Origin of the sequence: Streptomyces sp. BBFR51, from assembly GCF_044591655.1 — a bacterium.
In the GTDB taxonomy this organism is placed as follows: Bacteria; Actinomycetota; Actinomycetes; order Streptomycetales; family Streptomycetaceae; genus Streptomyces.
Genome location: NZ_CP172448.1, coordinates 1,766,718 through 1,788,506 on the forward strand (window position 1 = coordinate 1,766,718; position 21,789 = coordinate 1,788,506).

Sequence of the window (21,789 nt, forward strand, 5' to 3'; positions counted from 1 at the left end):
CTCGAACTACTACCGGAGCACCGCCGCGATGGCCGCGGGGCGCGATTCGGGCTGGTCGCCGCCGCTGGGACGGGACCGCCTGACCGGTGACCCGCCGTCCGGAGGACGGCCAGGTGGGAGTTCGAAAGCCTCCACTTGTGGGCCGGATCCGCTGCCGTGGGCGTGCGTGTCCGACCGGTCGTTACACAAGGTTAGCAGCTCGGCAGGGGAAGGGCTAACCGAGACCGAGTGGGGCCGGACCGCCCGCTGCGCCTATCGTGTGCGGCATGAGTGAGACCCCTGCTGAATCCCCGGCGAATCCCGACTTCGACGCCATGACCCGCGACATCGCCGAGGTCCCCGCGGTCGAGGTGATCGTGACGGTCGCCGTCAATCTGATGAGCGCCGCCGCCGTGAAGCTGGGCCTGACCGAGGAGGGCGACGAGCACAAGGACCTGGACGAGGCCCGCAAGCTGGTGCACGCGCTGGCCGGTCTGCTGGACGCGACCGCGACCGAGATCAGCTCGTTCCACGCCGCGCCGCTGCGCGACGGTCTGAAGTCGCTCCAGCTCGCCTTCCGCGAGGCCTCGCTCGTCCCGGACGAGCCGGGCCAGGGCCCGGGCGAGAAGTACACGGGCGCGATCTACGGCTGATCCGGGAGCCGTCCCCGCACGTACAAGGGCTCGCCCGGCGGCGTCGCCCCGGCCGGCAGCAGTGCCAGGTCGAGGCCGCGCACCAGGCGGGCCCTCAGTGTGTCGTCGGCGGCCAGCCGCTCGGCGACGGCGCGGGCGGCCGTCGCCGCGTCGGCCCCCGGGTCGAGGACGAGGGCCAGGGTGCCGTCGGCCCGGCCCGGCCCGAGGTGTCCCCGGAGCACGGCGGGCTCGGCGGCCAGGGCGGTGCGTACGGCCTCGGCGACGGCCGGGTCCGCGAGCGGGTCGGTCGTCGTACGCCCCTCGGCCAGCGCCAGCAGCACCGCTCCGGTCAGCTCGAACGGCACCGGTCCGGCCAGGTCCAGTACGACGGTGTCGGCCTTCTCGTGCGCGGCGGCCTGCAACGCCTGGTGCACGGGTACGGCGACGGGGCGGGCCCCCGGGTCCCAGCGGGCGAGCGACTCGGTGGACGTGAAGGCGGGCAGCGCGGTGCGGTCGCCGGCCTTCAGGGTCGGTACGGCCATGTCACTGCTCTTCTCGCGGCGCAGTCCCTTCTCGTCCTCCTCCACTTCGCCGAGTACGGCGACGACGGGCACGAGCAGCCGGGCGCCCTTGAGCGCCTCCAGCACGGGGGCCACGGCGGTGCGGTCCTGGGCCCAGGCGGCGAGCGCCGCGCTCAGCCCGGGGTCGGCGGAGCCGTCGTCGTCGAAGAAGGCGGAGTCGGGAATGTTCTTGTTCGCCACGGTCCCCGACCCTATCGGGGTGCGGACGCCGCTCCTCACCGGCCTCTCAGGGAGCTCTGACCAGGATTTAACCTCCGTCCAACGCCCCGCACAGCAACCGCCTGAACCATCGCCGCCATGGAGTCCTCCAGAGCCCGGCGGCACCGGCGCGATCAGCGGCGCATCCCGGTGTGGTCCGCCCTGATCGCGTTCGCCGTCGTGGGCGCCACGGCCACCGGCGCCGTGTACTGGCAGGGCCACGCGCGCCCCGGTGCGGGTGGCGCCGTATCGTCGTCGGCCTCGGCACCTTCGGGCGGGGAGGCATCGGTGGAGGCGGAGACGGTCGAGCCGGTGGTGGACCGTGACGAGCGGCTGACGGCGGCCATGGCCTCGGTGGACGTGGCGGACGGCGCCGAGGTCTCGTTGGCGGTACTCGATCCCGACTCCGGCGAGAGCGCCTCGTACGGCACGGGCGCCTTCGACACGGCGAGCATCGTCAAGGTCGACATCCTGGCGGCGCTGCTGCTCGGGGCGCAGGACGCGGGGCGTTCGCTGACCGCCGAGGAGAAGACGTACGCCGTCGCGATGATCGAGAACAGCGACAACGACTCGGCGTCGGCGCTGTGGCGGGCGATCGGGACGGCCGACGGGCTCGACGCCGCGAACGAACGCTTCGGGCTGACGGGAACCGCGGGCGGCGACGGCCCGCTGTGGGGGCTGACCCAGACCACGGCCGCCGACCAGGTCGCGCTGCTGCGGCAGGTGTTCGTGGCGGACGACTCGGAGCTGAGCGAGGCCTCGCGGGCGTATGTGCGGGGCCTGATGGGGCGGATCGCCGACGATCAGCGGTGGGGTGTGTCGGCGGCGGCCGACGGGACCGGCGGTACGGCGTGGGCGCTGAAGAACGGCTGGCTGCGGCGCAGCACCACCGGACTGTGGGTCGTCAACAGCATCGGGCGGGTGGAGTCCGGCGGCCACGGCTACCTGGTGGCGGTGGTGTCGCGGGGCAGCGGCACGCAGGCGGAGGGCGTCGCGCTGACCGAGGCGGCTGCGCGGGCGGCGGTGGCCGTGTTCAAGGACGAGGGGCACGCCTCCGAGGAGGGCTGAGGGGGCCGCGATCACCGACGGAGGCGACGGGCGCGATCACCGACAGGGGCGACGGGTGCGATGGGGCGAGCGGAGTCAGAAGTCTTCGTGGCGTTCGCGGCGGCCCCGCCACAGGACCACGGCCGCGACCACCAGGACGCCGCCCGCGCCGCCGGCCAGCGGAGCCGCCCAGGCCGAGGTCGCGTCCTCGGACGCGGGGGCGTCCGGTCCTGAGCCGAAGTACTCGTCGCCGTACGCCGCCGCGTTCAGGCCCTCCGGCTTCAGCCGTCCGGCCGCCTCGATGGCTGCCGCGGGGTCGACGAAGCCGAAGCCGCGGGAGTCGTCGCGGCCCTCGGCGGGGGCGTTGCGCGCGGAGTCCTCCAGCAGGGCCTTGACCTGGGCCGGGGTGAGGTCCGGGTGGGCGGCCTTCACGAGGGCCGCGGCCCCGGAGACGAAGGCGGAGGCGGCGCTGGTGCCCCAGCCCTCGTAGTAGCGGTGGTCGGGGTCGGCGATGATCACGTCGACGCCGGGGGCGCTGACCGTGGCGTACCAGCGGCGGGTGGAGAAGGAGGCGCGGGTGCCGTAGCGGTCGACGGCGGTCGCGGCGATGACGCCCGGGTAGGCGGCCGGGTAGGAGATGTGGTCGCCCTTCTCGCCGCCGTTGCCGGCCGAGGCGACGACGACCACGCCCTTCTTCAGGGCGTACTGGATCGCCTCGTCCTCGGCGGGTTCGGGGTGGGCGGAGGCCGAGTCGTCGCCGAGGGAGAGGTTGATGATGTCGGCGCCGTGGTCGGTGGCCCAGCGGATGCCCTCGGCCAGGGCGTTGCCGCGGGTCTTGCGGGCCTTGGCGCGGGAGGGGTCGCCGTCCTCCAGGATCACGCGCAGGGGCAGGATCCTCGCCTCCGGGGCGATGCCCATGACGCCGTCGGTGTCGCCTGCGCCGTGTCCGTGACCGGCGATGATCCCGGCCATGGCGGTGCCGTGCCGGGCCCACGCGCGGTCGCCCTCGCTCGCGCCGAAGCCGACCAGGTCCTTGCCGGTGAGGACGTTGCCGGCCAGGTCCGGGTGGTCGGCCTCGACGCCGGTGTCCAGGACGGCGACGGTGACGCCGGCGCCCTTGGTGGTGCGCCACGCGTCCTCGGTGTGCATGGCGTCCAGGGCCCACTGCTGGGCGCGGATGCCGTCGGCGTGCGCGGCGGGTGCCGGGACGAGGACGAGGGCGGCGGCGAGGAACAGGCTCAGGGTGCCGCCTGCCCGGCGGGTGCGGTGGGCGTTCACGAGGGGTGCTCCGTGGCCGGGCCGACGTTCTTGCGCAGGGCGCGTTCGACGCGGTCGGCGAGGCCCTGCGCCTCGTGGCCGAGGCCGGCCTGGGCGGGGGCCGACGTGGCGCCGGACTCGGTGGCCTCCTCGGCCGGCTCGGGCTCGTCGACGGTGCGGCCGTCGGCCCAGCCGGAGACGGCGTAGACGACGACGGGGGCGTCGGTGAGCACGGAGACGGTCCACGAGGCCCGCTGCCGTGCGCCGAAGTCAGCGGCGACGGTGTCCTTGGCCGCGTACGGCAGTGGCATGAGGTCGGCCCGGCGGCCCAGGCCCTCCTTCTCGAAGCGGCCCGCCAGCGCGGTCATGGCGGCGGCGTCGGCCTTGGTGAAGAGCAGGCCGACGGTGGTGACGTGGCTCTGGGTGGCGTCGGTGTACGTGGCGCGGAGCAGGCGCGAGCAGCCGACCGGGTCGAGCACCTTGGCCAGCAGCCGGTCGAAGGCGCCGGCGCATTCGCCGTCCGGGGCGACGGCGACCCGCGTCCAGGTGCGGTCGGCTCCGCCGGGTCCCGCACCCTTGCCCTCGACGGTGGGCGGGAACAGCTGGTCCACGGGCACGCTGTGCCACAGGTCCCCGGCCTCGGTGAACGCGCTGCGAGCGCCCTCGTCCCCGGAGTCCCCGGCGAGCCAGCTGCCGGTGACGGCTCCGGTGAGGAGTCCCACCCCGAGCACGAGGCAGACGGCCGCGGCGACGGCCCGGGGCCGCGGACGCCCGCCGAGCCGGCGCGGCCGGGCAGACCCGTCGTATCCCTCGGGCTCCCCGAACGAGACCCGGGGCCGCCCCTCGCCGGGGGGTGCCGGGGTGTTCCAGGAGAAGGCGGGGTCGGGGCCGGCGGCGGCCGCGGAGCGCTCCGCCGGGCCGGGGGACGGAGTGGCTGCCGGTCGTGGCGTGCGGAGTTCCGTCCGAGATCCCGCTGCCGTTTCCGCGGCGAGTGCGGCCTCCGGCGCCGGTTGCGGTGCCGGTTCCGGTTCCGCCGGGATCGGGCGCAGGCGGGTGGTGGTCTCCGTCGGGGTCTCCGCGGGAACGCCGGCGCGGTGGGGCGGCGTCTGCGGCCTCCCGCTTCCGCCCGGGGCCTCACGGCCGACGGTCGGCGAGGTGTCGGGGAATCGGGCGGAGGCACGGGGCGGCGGGGCCGCGTCGTCGGTGGACCCCGAGTCGCCGAGCCGGAAGCGCGGGTTGCGGGGCCGGGCTCCGGAGTCGTCGGCGCGGTCCTCCCGACGGTTGTCCGAGGAGGCGGGCACGTCCACGCGCCCCTCGCCCGTCGCCGTACGGCGGCCCGTGGCGCCCTCGCGGAAGGGCGCGTCGGCGCGTCCCCGGAACTCCGCGTACGGAACGTCCGGGTCACCCGCACGCCCGTCCGGCGCCTCTGCCGGCCGGGGCGGGACACCGGGCCGGGGCGGGGTGCCGGTACCCGACGGCACCTCCGGGCGGGCCGGGGTCACCGGACGGGGCGTGTCGCCGGGCCCCGGCGCGGACTCTGGACCACGCGGGGCCGCCGGACGGGGAGCGCCACCGGAGCCGGTCACGGAGTCCGTGCCCCGTGCAGACTCCGGGCGGAGCGGGGTACCGGTACCCGGCGGGTTCTCCGGGCGAGGCGGCGGTGTCGCCGAACGGGGCGGTATCGCGGGAGCGGGAAAACCATCGGCACCCCACGCGGACTCCGGCCGAGACAGAGGCCCCGGACCGAACGGAGCGCCCGGGAGCGACGCGGTCTCCGGGGGCGGCGCGGTCTCCGGACGGGGCGGCGCCACCGGGCCGGGAAACCCGCCGGCGCCCGGCGCGGACCCCGTGCGGGGCGGGGTACCTGGCCGAGGCGGGGTCGTCGGGCGGGGCGGTGTCTCCGGGCGGGGAGAGGGAGCCGTACCCGGCGTGGATGCCGGGCGGGGAGAGGGAGCCGTACCCGGTGTGGACTCCGGGCGGGGAGAGGGTGCCGTACCCGGCGTGGACTCCGGGCTGGGTGGGGTGTCCGGGCGGGGTGGGGTCTCGGGGTGCGGGGGGAGGGAGGCGCGGCGCGCTTCCGTGCTCATGCACCCCCCGTTTCCTCGGGCCCGGCCCGTTTCTCCGACGCGGGCCGGTGATGTGGTCCCCTGCCCCGGCCCGGCGCGGAACGATCCGTCCCGGGCACGCATACCCGCGCGGGAGGACCGCCATCCCGGCGCGGGCTCCGGGCCCTGCCGCCGGGGTCGGGCCCGCCGTGCGTGCGCGTCACTCTACGGCGTGACCCCGCCCGAGGGGGAACCAGTCCGCGCGCGCGTGGCATTGGCCCGGAACGTCCCCCTACCCTGCGGTAATCCTGTCTGGCAGGCTGCGTCCATGACTGCGCGCGCCGCCGACCGGGCCCGTTACGACGGGGCCACCGCCCATCTGGACGCCCCCGTGGCGATCGTGGACCTGGAGGCCTTCGACGCCAACGCGGACGACCTGGTCCGCCGGGCCGGCGGCAAGCCGATCCGGGTCGCCAGCAAGTCCGTACGCTGCCGTGCGCTGCTGGAACGGGCTCTGGCACGGGACGGTTTCGCGGGCGTCATGTCCTTCACGCTGGCCGAGTCGCTGTGGCTGGCGCGCTCCGGTTTCGAGGACGTGCTGCTCGCCTATCCGTCGGCCGACCGCGCCGGGTACGCCGAGCTGACCGCCGACCCCAAGCTCGCCTCCGCCGTGACCGTGATGATCGACGACCCGGCGCAGCTGAGCCTCATCGACGCGGCCCGCGACGGCGGCCGGGAAGTCGTGCGGGTCTGCCTGGAGTTGGACACCTCGCTCAGGCTGCTCGGCGGACGGGTGCGGGTCGGCGCCCGTCGCTCCCCGCTGCACTCCCCCGCCGAGGTCGCCGACCTGGCCCGGGCGGTGGCGCGACGGCCGGGGTTCGAGGTCGTCGGCATCATGGCGTACGAGGGCCATGTCGCCGGGGTCGGGGACGCGGTGGCCGGCCGGCCGGTGCGGTCGCGGGCGGTGCGGCTGATGCAGGCCGCCGCCCGCCGGGAACTCGCCGAGCGGCGGGCCGCGGTCGTGCGGGCGGTCCGGGCCGTGGTGCCCGGCCTGGAGTTCGTCAACGGCGGTGGGACGGGCAGTGTGCAGCACACCGCCGCCGAGGACGCGGTCACCGAGATCGCCGCCGGGTCCGGGCTGTACGTACCGCGGCTCTTCGACAACTACACGTCGTTCAGCGGCCGTCCGGCGGCGCTGTTCGCGCAGCCCGTGGTACGGCGGCCGGGAGTCGGCGTCGTGACCGTGCTCGGCGGCGGCTACCCGGCCTCGGGCGCGGCAGGCGCCGACCGGCTGCCGGTGCCGTATCTGCCCGAAGGGCTGCGCTACGACCCCCAGGAGGGCCCCGGCGAGGTCCAGACGCCGCTGCTGGGCTCGCCCGCCGACGACCTGCTCATCGGCGACAAGGTGTGGTTCCGGCACGCCAAGGCCGGTGAGCTGTGCGAGCGCTTCGACGCGCTGCACCTGGTGGAGGGGGACGCGGTGACAGCGACGGTGCCGACCTACCGGGGCGAGGGGCACACCTTCCTGTAGCTCGGGCCCTCGGCTCGGGCCCGTGGCTCAGCTCGTCGGGCCGATGCCGCTGCCCACGCCGCCGCCCGTGGCCGCGTCGCCGACGGGCCGGATGCCCTTGGTGATCCGGTCCATGTCGGCGAGCGGCGGTCCGTCCTCGCCCGCGTCGAAGACGTAGCGGACGAGGATCGGGGACTCGGTGCCGACGGTGGAGGGGAACACCAGCGACTGCACGTAGCCGCCGGGCCCCTCGGCGGTCGTCACCCGCCAGCGCACGTAGTACCCGGCGCGTCCGGCGACCGCGACGGGACCGGACGCCACCTCCTTGTGGGACTCGATGCCGCCGAAGGGCTTGTTGCCGATCAGGTCGCGGTCGTAGGCGTCGTCGGCCGCGTCCTCGATGTCCTGGCGGGCGAGGGTCTTCGGGGAGGACTCGGCGTTCGCCGTGACGGTGCGGGAGACGACGAGGCCGTGCCGGCACACGCTGCCGTCGGCGGGGCAGTCGTAGGTGCCGTCCGTGGTCATCATGACGTCGTCCTCGGCGACGTGCTTGGGCAGGACCCAGCCGTCCGGCAGCGGGAAGGTGATGCCGTTCAGCTGGTCCTCGACCACGGCCGGATCGTCGGCGGAGGGTTCGGAGGGGCTCGGTGAGGGGGAGGGCGGGTCGCTCACCGGGGCGGGGTCGGTGGCGGTCGCCGTGACCGGCGGAGCCTGGGCCCCGGGGTCGCCGCCTTCGTCCTCGCCCAGGACGAACACGCCGGTGACGACGGCGGCGACCAGCACGGCCCCGGCGGCGGTGAGGGCGACGGCCTTCCCGCGCCCGCCGACACCCGGTCCGCCGCCACCGGGTCCGCCGCCCGTGGACAGCGGCACGGTCGACGGCTGCGACGGCTGGCCCGGCTGCACCTGATGGGCCTGCTGCTGCCACGGCTGCGGGACCTGGCCCACGGCCGGGCCGTACCCGGCGGTCTCGAGGGCGCGCCGGTGCTCCGTCCAGGCCGTGCCGTCCCACCACCGCTCCTGGTGCGGGGCCGACGGGTCGCGGTACCAGCCGGGCGGTGGCGTCATGCTCATCCCGGCACCTTAAAACGCCGCACGCGGCCGGCTACAGCGGTGTGACGTACGCCCCGGAGATCCCGCCGTCCACCAGGAAGTCGGTGGCGTTGACGAAGGAGGAGTCGTCGCTGGCCAGGAAGGCGACGGCGGCGGCGATCTCCGCGGCCTCGGCGAAGCGTCCGAGGGGGATGTGGACGAGGCGGCGCGCGGCCCGTTCCGGGTCCTTGGCGAACAGTTCCCGCAGGAGCGGGGTGTTGACCGGGCCGGGGCACAGCGCGTTGACGCGGATGCCCTCCCGGGCGAACTGCACGCCCAGCTCCCGGGACATGGCGAGGACGCCGCCCTTGGAGGCGGTGTACGAGATCTGCGAGGTGGCCGCGCCCATCCGGGCCACGAAGGACGCGGTGTTGATGATGGACCCCCGGCCCTGGCGCCGCATGTAGGGGATGGCGGCCTTGCAGCACAGGTAGACGGAGGTGAGGTTGACCTCCTGGACGCGCTTCCACGCCTCCAGGCCCGTCTCCAGGATGGAGTCGTCGTCGGGCGGCGAGATGCCGGCGTTGTTGAAGGCGACGTCGACGCTGCCGTAGGTGTCGTACGCCGCCCGGAACAGCGATTCGACCTGCTCGGGGTCGGTGACGTCGGCCTTGACGAAGGTCCCGCCGCTCTCCTCGGCCGCCGCCTTGCCCCGGGCCTCGTCCACGTCCGCGCAGACGACGTGGGCGCCCTCCGAGGCCAGGCGTCGTGCGGTGGCGAGGCCGATGCCGCTGCCCGCTCCGGTGACGACGGCGGTGCGGCCGACCAGACGGCGGCAGATGATGTCCTCGGTCATGGGTGGCTAGGCCTCCGTGCTCGGCGAGACGTTGCTGTCATGGCTGATGAAGACGTTCTTGGTCTCGGTGAAGGCGGTCAGCGCGTCCGGGCCGAGTTCGCGGCCGAGGCCGGACTGCTTGAACCCGCCGAACGGTGTCCAGTAGCGGACGCTGGCGTGGGAGTTGACGGACAGGTTCCCGGCGCGCACCGCGCCCGACACGCGCAGGGCGCGGCCCACGTCCCGGGTCCACAGCGAGCCGGACAGGCCGTAGTCGGTGGCGTTGGCCAGGCGGATCGCGTCGGCCTCGTCCTCGAAGGGCAGGACGACGGCGACGGGCCCGAAGACCTCCTCGACGGCCACGCGCGCGTGCGCGTCGACGCCGGTGAGGACGGTCGGCGGGTACCAGTAGCCGGGGCCGCCCTCGGGGGCCTTGCCGCGGATGCCGTCGGCGCCGGCGGGGACGTAGGAGCGGACGCGGTCCAGTTGGGCGCGGGAGATGAGGGGGCCCATCTCGGTGCTCTCGTCGGCCGGGTCGCCGACGCGGACGGACTCGATCGCGGGGGCGAGGAGGGCGAGGAAGCGGTCGTACACCGTGCGCTGCACGAGGATGCGGGTGCGGGCGCAGCAGTCCTGGCCGGAGTTGTCGAGGAAGGACATGGGTGTGGCGGCCGCGGCGGCCTCGATGTCGGCGTCGGCGAAGACGATGTTGGGGCTCTTGCCGCCGAGTTCGAGGGTGACGGGCTTGAGGAGCGCGGCGCCCTTGGCGGCGACCCGCCGGCCCACCTTCGCCGACCCCGTGAACACGATCTTCGCCACGCCCGGGTGCTCGACCAGCGCGTCGCCCGTGACGGGCCCGTGTCCCGGCAGCACCTGGAAGAGGCCTTCGGGAAGCCCGGCGGACAGGGCGAGTTCGGCCAGCCGCAGCGCGGTCAGCGGGGTCGTCTCGGCGGGCTTGAGGAGGACCGCGTTGCCCGCGGCCAGGGCGGGTGCGGTGCCCCAGGCGGCGATCGGCATCGGGAAGTTCCAGGGGGCGATGACACCGACGACGCCGAGCGGTTCGAGGATCGTGACGTCCAGGCCGCCGGGCACCGGGATCTGGCGTCCGGTGAGCCGCTCCACTCCCCCGGCGGCGTAGTCGAGCAGGTCGCGGACGTTGCCGGCCTCCCAGCGGGCGTTGCCGATGGTGTGACCGGCCTCGCGGACCTCGAGCCGGGCCAGTTCCTCCAGGTGTTCGTCGACGGCGCCGGCGAAACGGCGCAGCAGCCGGGCCCGGTCGCCGGGGGCGAGGGCGGCCCAGGTGGTCTGCGCCCGCGCGGCCCGTGCGACGGCGGCGTCGACGTCGGCCGCGGAGGCGGCGGGGACGGTGGCGAGGACCTCTTCGGTGGCGGGGTTCAGTACCCGTAGCTCGTCGGGCGGTTCGGCGGAGACGTCGGACAAGGCGAACAGGTCGGACAACGGTGCCTCACATGCGTTCGAAGGAGCGGCGCAGCTCCCAGTCCGTGACGGCGGCGTCGAAGGCGTCCAGTTCGACCCGCGCCATGTTGCGGTAGTGGGCGACGACCTCGTCCCCGAAGGCGGCCTTGGCGAGGGCGCTGTTCTCCCACAGCTCAGCGGCCTCGCGCAGGGTGGTGGGGACGTGGGCGAAGTCGGCGGTGTAGGCGTTGCCCGGGCACGGTTCGGGCAGTTCCAGGCGCTGCTCGACGCCGTGCAGTCCAGCCGCGACCATGCCGGCCACCGCGAGGTACGGGTTGACGTCGCCGCCGGGGAGCCGGTTCTCGAAGCGCAGGGAACGGCCGTGGCCGACCACGCGCAGGGCGCAGGTGCGGTTGTCGTGTCCCCAGGCGACCGCGGTCGGGGCGAAGGAGCCGGGCTGGAAGCGCTTGTAGGAGTTGATGTGCGGCGCGTAGAGGAGGGAGAACTCGCGCAGCGCCACGAGCTGCCCGGCGAGGAAGTGACGCATGACCTCGGACATGCCGCGCTCTCCGTCGCCGGCCATGACGCTGTCGCCGTCGGCGTCGGCGAGGGAGAGGTGGATGTGGCAGGAGTTGCCCTCCAGCTCGTTGTACTTGGCCATGAAGGTGAGGGACATGCCCTCCTGGGCGGCGATCTCCTTGGCGCCGGTCTTGTAGACCGCGTGCTGGTCACAGGTGACCAGGGCCTCGTCGTAGCGGAAGGCGATCTCGTGCTGGCCGGGGTTGCACTCGCCCTTGGCGGACTCGACGGTGAGGCCGGCGCCGGCCATCTCGTTGCGGATGCGGCGCAGCAGGGGTTCGACGCGGCCGGTGCCGAGCACGGAGTAGTCGACGTTGTACTGGTTGGCCGGGGTCAGGCCGCGGTAGTTCGCGTCCCAGGCGTGTTCGTAGGTGTCCCGGAAGACGATGAACTCCAGCTCGGTGCCGACCTGCGCGGTGTACCCGAGCCCGGCGAGCCGCTCCAGCTGGCGGCGCAGGATCTGGCGGGGCGCGGCGAGCACCGGTGAGCCGTCCTCCCAGGCGAGGTCGGCGACGACCATGGCGGTGCCCTCGTTCCAGGGCAGTCGGCGCAGGGTCGCCGGGTCGGTGTGCATGGCGAAGTCGCCGTAGCCGCGGTCCCAGGAGGACATCGCGTAGCCGTCGACGGTGTTCATGTCTGCGTCGACGGCGAGGAGGTAGTTGCAGCCCTCGGTGCCGTGTGCCAGGACCTCGTCGAGGAAGAAGCGCGCGGCGAACCGCTTGCCCTGGAGGCGCCCCTGCATGTCGGGGAAGGCCAGGACGACGGTGTCGATGTCACCGGCGGCGACGAGGGCGTGCAGTTCCTCGACCCCGAGCGGGGGTGTGCGGTCTGCCACGGGGAGAGCCTCCTTCTGGCCGGGAGCCATAAGGTATGGCCGGGAACCTTTGCTTGGGAAGGGGGCGCGGCCGCGTGCGGGAGGAATCCGGCGGGAGTGTGACGGACCGGCTGGCGCCGGTGCTGCGACCGGTGCGGGCCGGCAACGGTTTCGAGGAGGCGCTGGAGCAGATCCTCCAGGTCGTCAGGCTGGGCCTGGTGTCGGGGGGCGAGCGGCTGCCGGCCGAGCGGGAGCTGGCGGAGCGGCTGGGGATCAGCCGGGTGACGCTGCGCGAGGTACTGCGGGTGCTCCAGGACCAGGGGCTGGTCCGGGCGCGACGCGGCCGGTACGGCGGAACGTTCGTGCTGCCCCGCGCGGACGCGGGCGGCGAGGACGAGCTGCGGCGCCGGGTGGCCGGGGTCGACATCGAGGACGTGCTGCGCTTCCGGGAGGTGCTGGAGGTGGGCGCGGCCGGGCTGTGCGCGGCGCACGGGCTGACGGACGTGGAGGCGGCCCGCTTGCGCGAGGCGCTGGCCGGCACGCGGGACGCGCCGCTGCCGGAGTACCGGCGGCTGGACACGAGGCTGCACCTCACGCTGGCGGAGCTGTGCGGCTCATCGGCCCTCGCGGCGCAGTACGTGGCCGTCCGCGCCACCCTCAACGACCTGCTGGACTGCATTCCGCTGCTGGTGCGCAACCTGGAGCACTCCCAGCGCCAGCACGCCGCGCTGGTGGAGGCGGTGCTCGACGGGGACGCGGACGGGGCGCGGGAGATCACGCGGGAACACTGCGCGGGGACGGCGGCGCTGCTGCGCGGGTTCCTGGCGTGAACGTCTCACGGGCGGGCTGCCGTGAGCGTCGTAGGGAAAGGTATGAGACCGGTCCTTTACGAGAACGAAGGATGGGCGGATGGCAGACGGCGGATGGAGGACGGATGGCGGACAGGCCGCTGATCGGCGTCAGCACGTATCTGGAGTCCGGGGCGCGCTGGGGTGTGTGGGAGCTGGAGGCGGCGCTGTTGCCGGCCGGGTATCCGCGGCTGGTGCAGCGGGCAGGCGGGCTGGCCGCGATGCTCCCGCCGGACGCGCCGGAGCACGCCGCCGCGACCGTCGCCCGCCTCGACGGGCTGGTGATCGCGGGCGGCCCGGACGTGGAGCCGGTCCGGTACGGCGCCGAGCCGGATCCGCGCACCGGCCCGCCCGCCCGGGCCCGGGACACGTGGGAACTGGCCCTCGTCGAGGCGGCCCTGGCCGCGCGCGTCCCGCTGCTGGGCATCTGCCGCGGCATGCAGCTGCTCAACGTCGCCCTGGGCGGCACGCTCGTCCAGCACATCGAGGGCCACGCCGAGGTGGTGGGCGTGTTCGGCGGCCACCCGGTCCGGCCGGTACCGGGGACGCTGTACGCCGCTGCCGTGCCGGAGGAGTCGTTCGTGCCGACGTACCACCACCAGGCGGTGGACAGGCTCGGCCGGGGCCTGGTCGCCTCGGCCCACGCGGCGGACGGCACCGTGGAGGCCCTGGAACTGCCGTCCGGCCCCGGCTGGGTCCTCGGCGTGCAGTGGCATCCGGAGATGGGCCAGGACGTACGGGTGATGCGGGCCCTGGTGGACGCGGCACGACCGAGCTGACCCCACCGGACACGTCCCACCAACCCACCCCACCCGCAGACAAGCCCCTCACGACGCGACACGCCACCCCCACCGGGCCGCCCCCGGCCCAGCCGACAACAGCCGCGCCGACCGCGCCGGGCCGGGCCGTCGGACACGGCCCGCCGAGCCACCACCCGAGCCACCCCGCAGACAAGCCCCTCACCACGCGACACGCCCCCGCCGACTCGCCGACCCCTGCCCAGCCGACAACAGCCGCGCCGACCGGGCCGGGCCGTCGGACACGGCCCACCAACCCACCCCACCCGCAGACAAGCCCCTCACGACGCGACACGCCACCCCCACCACGCCGACCCCGGCCCAGCCGACGACAGTCCGCCGGCCGGGCCCATCGGACACGGCCCGCCAAACCACACCGCCCCCCCACCCCGCAAACCCCTCACGTCGGAACACGCCCCGTCTCGGCCCGCCTACGCCCTGGTCAGGGACAGCAGCTGGCGGGCCGGGCCCGTGGGGCGGTGGCCGGTGGGCCAGACCGCTTTCAGGTCGCGGGCCAGGACGACGTCGGCCACGGGGACGCTCACCAGGCGTCGGGTGGTCAGTTCCTCGCCGACGGCGAGTTCGCTGAGGACGGAGGGGCCGGCGCCGCCCACCGCGGCCGCCTTGACCGCCGTGGTCGAGGACAACTCGATCAGGGGGCGGGCCAGGCCGCCCAGCGCCGCGTCCAGGACCTGACGGGTGCCCGAGCCCTTCTCCCGCAGGATCAACGGGGTCGCCGCCAGCTCGGCCGCGGCCAGGGGGCGCCTGCGGCGGGCCCAGGGGTGGCCCGGCGCGGTGACGACGACGAGCCGGTCGTGGGCGATGACCGCGGAGTCGAGGCCCGCCGGCACGCTGACCCCCTCCACGAAGCCGAGGTCCGCCTCGCCGGCCAGCAGGCGCTCCGCGACCGCCGCCGAGTTCCCGGCGAGCAACGACACCGCCGTGTCCGGCAACTGCGTGCGCAGCGCGACCAGCCAGCCCGGCAGCAGGTACTCGGCGATCGTCATGCTCGCCGCCACCCTCAGCCGCGAGTCCCGCCGGTCCCGCAGCGCCTGCGCGCCCGCGTCGAAGGCCTCGGCGGCCTCCACGATCCGTCGCGCCCAGTCCGTGACCAGGGCCCCCGCGTCGGTGAGGCGGGAGCCGCGCGGTGAGCGGTCCACCAGGGCGACGCCCAGCTGGCGTTCCATCGAGCGGACACGGCTGCTGGCGGCCGGCTGGCTGATGCCCAGCTCGCGCGCCGCCCCGCCGAGGCTGCCCAGCCGAGCCACCGCCAGCAGCAGCTCCATCGCCCCCAGGTCCGGCACCCGGTGCGCCAAAGACCCCGCCACCTGCCGCTCCCGAGCGTCGCGCCCGCCCTCCGTGCCGCCGCCGGTGCCACCGCCGGTGCCGGTGCCGCCGCCCGTGCCACTGCTCGTACCGCTGCCCATAACCCCAGCTTATGCCCTCATAGAGACATGGTCCCTGGTCAGGGAGTTCGGCCGCCGGGACGGTGGAGGCATGGTCACCGCAGCCCAGCCCCGCTCCCCCGCCGTCGGCCCGGCCGCCCGGCGCCTCCCGGCCGTCCGTCACCTCGGGCCCAACTGGTACGCCTGCGTCATGGGCACCGCCATCGTGGGCAGCGCCGGAGCCGCGCTGCCGGGGCGCATACCCGGGCTGCGCACCGCGGGCACCGCGTTCTGGGCCCTGTCCCTGGTCCTCCTCGCGGCGCTCCTCGTGGCCCGCTCCCTGCACTGGCTCCACCACCGCGACCAGGCCCGCGCCCACCTCCTCGATCCGGCGGCCGCGCCGTTCTACGGCTGCCTGTCGATGGCCCTGCTGGCCGTCGGCGGCGGCGCCGTGACCGTCGGCCGGGACTGGATCGGCGTCTCGGCCGCGGTCGCCCTGGACACCGTGCTGTTCACCGCCGGTACGGCCGTCGGACTCGCGGCGGCGGTCGCCGTGCCGTACCTGATGGCCGTACGCCACCGGATCGAGCCGGGGCAGGCCAGTCCGGTGTGGCTGCTGCCACTGGTGGCGCCGATGGTGTCGGCGGCCGTGGGACCGCTGCTGGTGCCGCACCTCCCGCCGGGGCAGCCCCGCCAGACGCTGCTGCTCGCCTGTGTCGCGATGTTCGGGGTGAGTCTGTTCGCGACGCTGGTGACGCTTCCGGTGATCTTCGGCCGGCTGCTCACCGGCGGCCCGCTGCCGCCGGCGCTGACCCCGTCGCTGTTCCTGGTGCTGGGCCCGCTCGGGCAGTCGACGACCGCGGTGGGGAAGTTCGCGGACGTGGCGCCGGGGGTCCTGCCGGGGCCGTACGCCGAGGGCTTCGAGGTCTTCGCCGTGCTGTACGGCGTGCCCGTGACGGGCTTCGCACTGATGTGGCTGGCGCTCGCCGCCGCGCACGTCGTACGGGCCCGCCGGGAGGGCATGGGCTTCTCGATGACGTGGTGGTCGTTCACCTTCCCGGTGGGCACCTGTGTCACCGGCTCCGAGGCGCTGGCCAGGCACACGGGGCTCGCGGTGTACGACGGGCTCAGCGTCGCCCTGTACGCCCTCCTGGTCGCCGCCTGGGCCGTCGCCGCCGCGCACACCGCGCGGGCCCTGCTCAGCGGCGCGCTGCTCGCAGCGCCGCGGCCAGTGCCCGGGGCGCCTCGGCCAGCGACGGCCCGTACCACGTGAGGTGGCGCCCGTCGACGAGGGCGCAGGGCAGGCCGGGGAAGGCCTCCGGGCCGTCGTCGGCGGTGAAGCGGTACGGCTCGTCCGGCAGGACCACGACGTCCGGGCGGGCCGCCCGCAGTTCGTCCACCGGGACCTTGGGGTAGCGCTCGGCGTGAGTCGCGTACAGGTGGTCGACACCGAGCCGGGACAGGACGTCACCGGCGAAGGTGTCGCGGCCCAGCACCATCCAGGGCCTGCGCCAGATCGGCACCACGGCCCTGCGGCGGCGCTCCGGGGGCGGGGACGGCAGGTCCGCCCAGGCCGCCTCCGACTCGTCCAGCCACCGGGGCCGGGACGGCGCGCCACAGGCGGTGAGCACCCGGTCCAGTTCGGTGAAGGCCTGCGGCAGCGTGCGCACCTCGGTGACCAGCACCTCGACGCCCGCGGCGCGCAGGGCGTCCAGGTCGGGGGCGCGGTTCTCCTCCTCGTTGGCGACCACCAGGTCGGGGGCCAGGGCGAGGATCCGCTCGGTCTTCGGGTTCTTGGTGCCGCCGACGCGTACGACGTCGAGCCCGGCCGGGTGCGTGCACCAGTCGGTGGCGCCGGCCAGGGCACCGGGGACGGTGAGCGCCACCGCCTCGGTCAGCGACGGCACCAGGGAGACCACCCTCACGGGCACGTCCTCACCGGCGGGGTCCTTCCCGGACCGCCTCGATGTGCTCGGCGACGGCGACGACGACCAGCCGAGTGTCGGGCACCGTGGCCCGCCAGCGATGCCGCACCCCGCCGGTGAGGTAGAGCGTGTCACCGCGTCCGAGGCGGTAGGCGCGGCCCTCGGCCTCGATCTCCACGGCACCCTCGGTGACGAACATCAACTGGTCGTTGCGGTACTGCAGTTCGCGGCCCGCGTCGTGGTCGCCGGTGAATTCGGAGGCGTGCATCTGGTGGTGGCCGCGCACCAGGGAACGCACCCTGGGGGCCAGCGCGGGGTCGGGGTCCTCGGCACGGACCACGTCGACGCTGCACGCGGGGTCGGCGGCGGCGAGCAGCTCCACGGCGGTGGTGCGCAGGGCGTCGGCCACCTTCTCCAGGGAACTCTGGCTGGGCCGCGCCCGGTCGTTCTCGATCTGGCTCAGGAAGGGCACGGACAGGCCGCTGCGCTCGGACACCACGGCGAGGGTGAGTTCGAGGGCCCGGCGCCGGCGCCGTACGGCCGCGCCCACCCGAAGATGCTGATCTTTGTGGTCGCCCATCGCTCCGGCTCCCTCCTTCACTCGTCGTCGTACTGTCGTCTGTCGTCTTCGTACCGCCGTCGTGCCCCGTTCGGGGCGCCGTCCTCCTGATGAGTTCTCTGCACCCTACGCATGTTCGGCAAACCGTTTCATGCGGCCGTCACATCGATGTCACGGTGCGGTGGCCGCGACCTCACAGTTCTCGCCACCGGCGGGCGGGTCCTTCAGCCGTGCCGGAGGCCTTACCGGTTCAAGGCGTGGGCGGTCCTCCGTGTTCCCGCCAGCCGCTCCCGCCCGCCGCAGCGATGCTCAGGCGGGGGGTTGGCGCTCCGTGGTTGGCCGAATCCTTACCGTGTCCGGTGCCGAGACGACCCGAGGGGTGGGCCCGGCGGCGCGCCGTCGGGAGGCGCCGCCGGGCCCACCCCTCGGGGTGGCCGGTACGGCGGTGCCGCACCGGTCCCATGCGTGTCGTGCTACTGCGGGGTCATCCGGCCGACCATGTCCGGGTGCTCCTCCAGCCAGGCCGCGACGGCATCCTCCTCGTGGCCCTGACCGCGGTCCTTGATCTCGGCCTCGAGGCTGCCCAGCTCGTCCTCGCTCATGTGGAAGTTCTTGATCCACTTGGTGAGCTGCGGGTACTGCTCGGGGAACTTCTTGTTGGAGATGGTGCGGATCGTGTTGCCCTCGCCGAAGGCCTTCTTGGGGTCCTTCAGCTTGGTCAGCTCGTAGTCGCTGTAGGCCCAGTGCGGCGACCACAGGGTGACCGCGACCGGCTCCTTCTTGGCGAGAGCGCGCTTGAGCTCGGCCAGCATGGCGGGCGTGGAGCCGTCGACGACCTCGTACTCGTCCTCCAGGCCGTAGCCCGGCACGACCTCGTTCTTCAGCAGCTGCATCTCACCGGTGCCGGGCTCGATGCCGATGATCTTCCCGTCGAAGAGGTCGCCCTTGCCCTTGAGGTCCGCGAGGGACTTGACGTCCTTCACGTACGAGGGGACCGCGATCTCCAGGGAGGTCGGTTCGTACCAGGTGCCCAGATCGGTGAGGTTGTCCTTGTTCTTCTTCCAGTAGTTGCTCTGGGCGAAGGGCAGCCAGGCGTCGAAGTTGAGGTCCAGGTCACCCGAGGCCAGACCGGTGTAGACGGGGCCGACGTCCATCTGCTTCAGGTTCATCTTGTAGCCGCGACGCTCCAGGACGTTCTTCCACAGGTAGGTGACGGCGACGTCCTCCTCCCAGGGGAACCAGGCCACGTCGAGGGCCCGCTCGGCCTCGGGGGGTGTGGCGCCCGCGCCGCCCTCGACCGGGGCGATCTTGTCGACGACGCCCGGGTTGGCCTTGAGCCAGGTGCGCACGGCCTCCTGCTGCTTGCCCTTGCCGGACTTGTTGATCTCGGCCTCGAGGCTGGTGAGCTGCTTCTCGGTCATCGAGAAGTTCTTGAGCCACTTGGAGACGACCGGGTTGTCGTCCGTGAAGCCCTTGCGGGACAGCGTGTGCACGCCGTCGCCCTTGCCCCAGGCGCCCTTGGGGTCCTTGAGCTTCTTCAGCTCGTAGTCGTTGTACGCCCAGTGCGGCGACCAGAGCGTGACGACGACCGGTTCCTCGTTGGCGATCTTGCGCTTCAGCTCCGCCAGCATCGCCGGGGTGGAGCTGTCGACGACCTTGTACTCCTTGTCGAGGCCGTACTCCTTGAGGACCTTGGTCTTCAGCAGGCTCATCTCACCGGCGCTGGGCTCGATGCCGGTGATCTTGCCGTCGAAGAGGTCGGCCTTGCCCTTGAGGTCGGCCAGGGAGTTGACGTCCTTCATGTACGCGGGGACGGTCAGCTCCAGTGACGTCTCGTCGTACCAGGAGCCGAGGTCCTCGAGCTGCTTGCCGTACTTCTTCCAGTACTGCTCGTGGGTCGTCGGCAGCCAGGAGTCGGTCTCGAAGTCGATGTCGCCCTGTGCGAGGGAGGTGTACAGCGGCCCGGCCTCGAACTGCTTGGCCTGGACGTCGAAGCCGCGCTGCTCGAGGACCTCCTTCCACAGGAAGGTGGAGGCGACGCCCTCGTCCCAGGGGATGTAGCCGATGCTGACCTTCTTGCCCTGGCCGACGTTCGAGCCGTCGGCGACGCTCTCGGAGTCGTCGGAGCCGCCGAACAGGCCCATGCCGCCGGCCACGAGGCCCAGGATCACGACGCCGATCACGGCGACCTGCGGGCGCGGCCGGTAGGACCAGATCTTCAGGCCGCCCATGCTGCGGGCCTTGGCCGCGGCGCGGCGGCCGAGCGGCGAGACCTGGGTGCCCAGCGCGCTGGTCATGCGGTCCAGGTAGATCGCGAGGATCACGATGGCCACACCGGACTCGGAACCGAGACCGACGTTGAGCTGGCCGATGGCCTCGTTGACGTCGCCGCCGAGGCCGCCGGTGCCGACCATGCCGGCGATCGCGGCCATGGACAGGCCGAGCATGATGACCTGGTTGACGCCCGCCATCACCGTCGGCAGGGCCAGCGGGAGCTGGACGCGCAGCAGGGTGTTGCGGGGGGTGGTGCCGAAGGCATCGGCGGCCTCGACCAGTTCCTTGTCGACCTGGCGGATGCCCAGTTCGGTCATGCGCACGCCGGGGGCGAGCGCGAAGATCAGGGTGGCGACGATGCCCGCGGAGGCGCCGGTTCCGAAGAACAGGATCGCCGGGATGAGGTAGATCATCGCGGGCAGCGTCTGCATGAAGTCCAGCACGGGCCGCACGATGCCGCTGACCCGGTCGGAGCGGGCCGCCCAGATGCCCACGGGCACCGCGACGACCAGCGCGATGATGGTGGCCACCAGCACCAGCGCCAGGGTGATCATCGCGTTCTCCCACAGCTCCATGGAGACGATGAACGCGAATCCGAGGAACGTGAGGACACCGGCGACGGTGCCGCGCAGCCAGAAGGCGATGACCGCGAAGATGCCGACGAGGAGCAGCGGTTCGGGCGCCTGGAGGACGGCGTTGATGCCGTCGTAGGTGCCGGTGAAGACGGTCTTGAGGAAGTCGAAGAGCCACGCGACGTGTTCGAGCAGCCAGTCGACGGTGCTGTTGACCCAGTCGCCGAGCGGGATCCTAGGCACGGGCCATCACCTTCTCGGGGCCCTTGTCACGCGGGTTGTCGCACGTGCCGGGTTCGGCCTGCTCGTCGCCCAGGAAGCCGATGAGGCGGCGGGGCGGGACGACTCCGACGAGGTTGCCGTCGCCGTCGACGACCGCGACGGCGTGCGGCACGCGGGCGCTGATCGCGCACAGGTCGGTGAACGACGTCTCGGGCTTCGCCGTCTCGCACTCGCAGTCGGCCTCGTCGCCGCGGACGTCGGACTCCATGACGGCGCCGGCGGTCAGGACGCGGGAGCGGTCGACGTCCTGGGTGAAGGAGGCGACGTAGTCGTTGGCGGGACGTATGAGGATGTCCTGCGCGGTGCCTATCTGCACGATCCGGCCGTCGCGCATCATGGCGATGCGGTCGCCCAGGCGCATGGCCTCGTTGAGGTCGTGGGTGATGAAGACGATGGTCTTCTTCAGGGACTTCTGCAGTTCGAGCAGCTGGTCCTGCATGTCCCGCCGGATCAGCGGGTCGAGGGCGCTGAAGGACTCGTCCATCAGCAGCAGGTCGGCGTCCGTGGCGAGCGCGCGGGCCAGGCCCACGCGCTGCTGCATGCCGCCGGACAGCTCGTCCGGCCAGGACTTCTCCCAGCCGGCCAGGCCGCACAGGGCGAGCGCCTCGTCGGCGCGGCGTTCGCGCTCGGCGCGGGGCACGCCCTGCACTTCGAGACCGTAGGCAGCGTTGTCACGGACGCTGCGGTGCGGGAAGAGCGCGAAGTGCTGGAAGACCATGCTGATCTGCCTGGAGCGGACCTCGCGCAGTCCGCGGTCGCCGAGTTCCGTCAGGTCCTGGCCACCGAAGCGGACGTGCCCGGCGGTCGGCTCCAGCAGACCGTTGAGCATGCGCAGCAGCGTGGACTTGCCGGACCCGGACAGTCCCATGACCACGAAGATCTCGCCGGGCTCCACGGTGAAGGACGCGTCGATGACGGCGGCCGTGGTGCCGTCGGCGTGCAGTTCCTTCCGAACGTCACCCTGGCGCAGTCGTTCGACTGCCTGGTCCGGTTTCCTGCCGAAGACCTTGTACAGGTTTTCGGCCTCTAGTCTGGCTGACACGCTTACCTCTTGAATCGGGGGCAGGGGCACGGGCGCGAAGGCTCGTCGAGGCGAGGACTCGTTGATACGAAGACTCGCTAACAGTTGAATGCATCAACCAGCTTCGACCCGGCTGCGCGCCTGCCCCGATCCTTATGTGCCAAACATTTGAGTGACCCAGTTCACACGTCCTCACTCACT

At 73.5% G+C, this 21,789-nt stretch carries 18 protein-coding genes; 6 read left to right on the top strand and 12 right to left on the bottom strand.

Going from position 1 to position 21,789, the window contains the following annotated elements; translation table 11 throughout:
- Positions 1 to 266 precede the first annotated feature (266 nt).
- Positions 267 to 632, top strand: a complete 366-nt coding sequence (locus ACGH7X_RS07975) for a DUF1844 domain-containing protein (RefSeq protein ID WP_399883003.1) — start codon at positions 267 to 269, stop codon at positions 630 to 632.
- Here ACGH7X_RS07975 and ACGH7X_RS07980 read toward each other — a convergent pair.
- On the bottom strand, positions 623 to 1,372 hold the full coding sequence (locus ACGH7X_RS07980; protein WP_399883005.1) for an SseB family protein: 750 nt from the start codon (positions 1,370 to 1,372) through the stop codon (positions 623 to 625). The genes ACGH7X_RS07975 and ACGH7X_RS07980 overlap by 10 nt on opposite strands.
- Before the next feature lie 117 nt (positions 1,373 to 1,489).
- On the opposite strand from ACGH7X_RS07980, the gene ACGH7X_RS07985 reads away from it, so the two are divergent.
- Positions 1,490 to 2,458, top strand: coding sequence for a serine hydrolase (locus ACGH7X_RS07985; RefSeq protein WP_399883007.1), 969 nt, complete (start codon positions 1,490 to 1,492; stop codon positions 2,456 to 2,458).
- A 75-nt stretch (positions 2,459 to 2,533) separates the two neighbouring features.
- Here ACGH7X_RS07985 and mycP read toward each other — a convergent pair whose 3' ends face one another.
- Both mycP and ACGH7X_RS07995 read right to left on the bottom strand, forming a co-directional pair.
- Positions 2,534 to 3,715, bottom strand: a complete 1,182-nt coding sequence (gene mycP / locus ACGH7X_RS07990; protein WP_399883009.1) for a type VII secretion-associated serine protease mycosin — start codon at positions 3,713 to 3,715, stop codon at positions 2,534 to 2,536.
- Positions 3,712 to 5,196 carry a hypothetical protein gene (locus ACGH7X_RS07995; protein WP_399883011.1) on the bottom strand — a complete coding sequence of 495 codons (1,485 nt, stop codon included), beginning with the start codon at positions 5,194 to 5,196 and terminating at the stop codon, positions 3,712 to 3,714. The genes mycP and ACGH7X_RS07995 overlap by 4 nt, the downstream gene beginning before the upstream one ends.
- An 871-nt stretch (positions 5,197 to 6,067) precedes the next feature.
- On the opposite strand from ACGH7X_RS07995, the gene ACGH7X_RS08000 reads away from it, so the two are divergent.
- Positions 6,068 to 7,270 (top strand): amino acid deaminase/aldolase, encoded by a 1,203-nt coding sequence (locus ACGH7X_RS08000; RefSeq protein WP_399883013.1) that lies wholly within the window; start codon positions 6,068 to 6,070, stop codon positions 7,268 to 7,270.
- Between the two features lie 27 nt (positions 7,271 to 7,297).
- Here ACGH7X_RS08000 and ACGH7X_RS08005 read toward each other — a convergent pair whose 3' ends face one another.
- From ACGH7X_RS08005 to glnA4, 4 genes are read right to left on the bottom strand one after another with little or no spacing between them, the layout of a single operon-like run.
- Positions 7,298 to 8,317, bottom strand: a complete 1,020-nt coding sequence (locus ACGH7X_RS08005; RefSeq protein ID WP_399896846.1) for a DUF2510 domain-containing protein — start codon at positions 8,315 to 8,317, stop codon at positions 7,298 to 7,300.
- Between the two features lie 37 nt (positions 8,318 to 8,354).
- Positions 8,355 to 9,137, bottom strand: a complete 783-nt coding sequence (locus ACGH7X_RS08010) for a 3-oxoacyl-ACP reductase (protein WP_399883015.1) — start codon at positions 9,135 to 9,137, stop codon at positions 8,355 to 8,357.
- A gap of 6 nt (positions 9,138 to 9,143) precedes the next feature.
- Positions 9,144 to 10,574: an aldehyde dehydrogenase family protein gene (locus ACGH7X_RS08015; protein WP_399883017.1), complete on the bottom strand. Its 1,431-nt coding sequence runs from the start codon at positions 10,572 to 10,574 to the stop codon at positions 9,144 to 9,146.
- 7 nt (positions 10,575 to 10,581) lie between these two features.
- Positions 10,582 to 11,946 carry a gamma-glutamylethanolamide synthetase GlnA4 gene (gene glnA4 / locus ACGH7X_RS08020; RefSeq protein ID WP_399883019.1) on the bottom strand — a complete coding sequence of 455 codons (1,365 nt, stop codon included), beginning with the start codon at positions 11,944 to 11,946 and terminating at the stop codon, positions 10,582 to 10,584.
- Between the two features lie 74 nt (positions 11,947 to 12,020).
- On the opposite strand from glnA4, the gene ACGH7X_RS08025 reads away from it, so the two are divergent.
- Both ACGH7X_RS08025 and ACGH7X_RS08030 read left to right on the top strand, forming a co-directional pair.
- On the top strand, positions 12,021 to 12,755 hold the full coding sequence (locus ACGH7X_RS08025) for a FadR/GntR family transcriptional regulator (protein WP_399883021.1): 735 nt from the start codon (positions 12,021 to 12,023) through the stop codon (positions 12,753 to 12,755).
- Between the two features lie 104 nt (positions 12,756 to 12,859).
- On the top strand, positions 12,860 to 13,552 hold the full coding sequence (locus ACGH7X_RS08030; RefSeq protein WP_399883023.1) for a gamma-glutamyl-gamma-aminobutyrate hydrolase family protein: 693 nt from the start codon (positions 12,860 to 12,862) through the stop codon (positions 13,550 to 13,552).
- A gap of 449 nt (positions 13,553 to 14,001) precedes the next feature.
- On the opposite strand, the gene ACGH7X_RS08035 is transcribed toward ACGH7X_RS08030, so the two are convergent.
- On the bottom strand, positions 14,002 to 14,856 hold the full coding sequence (locus ACGH7X_RS08035) for a LysR substrate-binding domain-containing protein (protein WP_399896849.1): 855 nt from the start codon (positions 14,854 to 14,856) through the stop codon (positions 14,002 to 14,004).
- Between the two features lie 211 nt (positions 14,857 to 15,067).
- On the opposite strand from ACGH7X_RS08035, the gene ACGH7X_RS08040 reads away from it, so the two are divergent.
- Positions 15,068 to 16,228 (top strand): TDT family transporter, encoded by a 1,161-nt coding sequence (locus tag ACGH7X_RS08040; protein ID WP_399883025.1) that lies wholly within the window; start codon positions 15,068 to 15,070, stop codon positions 16,226 to 16,228.
- Here ACGH7X_RS08040 and ACGH7X_RS08045 read toward each other — a convergent pair.
- The 4 genes from ACGH7X_RS08045 to ACGH7X_RS08060 form a co-directional block, all read right to left on the bottom strand.
- Complete coding sequence (locus ACGH7X_RS08045; RefSeq protein ID WP_399883027.1) at positions 16,155 to 16,880, bottom strand: helical backbone metal receptor; 726 nt, start codon at positions 16,878 to 16,880, stop codon at positions 16,155 to 16,157. The genes ACGH7X_RS08040 and ACGH7X_RS08045 overlap by 74 nt on opposite strands.
- Positions 16,881 to 16,890: 10 nt before the next feature.
- Positions 16,891 to 17,460 carry a helix-turn-helix domain-containing protein gene (locus ACGH7X_RS08050; RefSeq protein ID WP_399883029.1) on the bottom strand — a complete coding sequence of 190 codons (570 nt, stop codon included), beginning with the start codon at positions 17,458 to 17,460 and terminating at the stop codon, positions 16,891 to 16,893.
- Positions 17,461 to 17,912: 452 nt separating this feature from the next.
- The gene (locus ACGH7X_RS08055) at positions 17,913 to 20,528 is read right to left on the bottom strand and encodes an ABC transporter permease/substrate binding protein (protein WP_399883031.1); all 2,616 of its coding nucleotides are present in this window, start codon (positions 20,526 to 20,528) and stop codon (positions 17,913 to 17,915) included.
- Positions 20,521 to 21,609: a glycine betaine/L-proline ABC transporter ATP-binding protein gene (locus tag ACGH7X_RS08060; RefSeq protein ID WP_399883033.1), complete on the bottom strand. Its 1,089-nt coding sequence runs from the start codon at positions 21,607 to 21,609 to the stop codon at positions 20,521 to 20,523. Before ACGH7X_RS08060 ends, ACGH7X_RS08055 begins: the two co-directional genes overlap by 8 nt.
- Positions 21,610 to 21,789 lie beyond the last annotated feature (180 nt).

Coding starts and splice junctions, on each gene's coding strand:
- ACGH7X_RS07975 (WP_399883003.1), top strand. CDS start 267: ATGAGTGAGACCCCTGCTGAATCCCCGGCGAATCCCGACTTCGACGCC.
- ACGH7X_RS08035 (WP_399896849.1), bottom strand. CDS start 14,856: ATGGAGCTGCTGCTGGCGGTGGCTCGGCTGGGCAGCCTCGGCGGGGCG.
- ACGH7X_RS08050 (WP_399883029.1), bottom strand. CDS start 17,460: ATGGGCGACCACAAAGATCAGCATCTTCGGGTGGGCGCGGCCGTACGG.
- ACGH7X_RS08005 (WP_399896846.1), bottom strand. CDS start 8,317: ATGACGCCACCGCCCGGCTGGTACCGCGACCCGTCGGCCCCGCACCAG.
- ACGH7X_RS08000 (WP_399883013.1), top strand. CDS start 6,068: ATGACTGCGCGCGCCGCCGACCGGGCCCGTTACGACGGGGCCACCGCC.
- ACGH7X_RS08030 (WP_399883023.1), top strand. CDS start 12,860: ATGGCGGACAGGCCGCTGATCGGCGTCAGCACGTATCTGGAGTCCGGG.
- ACGH7X_RS08040 (WP_399883025.1), top strand. CDS start 15,068: ATGGTCACCGCAGCCCAGCCCCGCTCCCCCGCCGTCGGCCCGGCCGCC.
- ACGH7X_RS08010 (WP_399883015.1), bottom strand. CDS start 9,137: ATGACCGAGGACATCATCTGCCGCCGTCTGGTCGGCCGCACCGCCGTC.
- ACGH7X_RS07985 (WP_399883007.1), top strand. CDS start 1,490: ATGGAGTCCTCCAGAGCCCGGCGGCACCGGCGCGATCAGCGGCGCATC.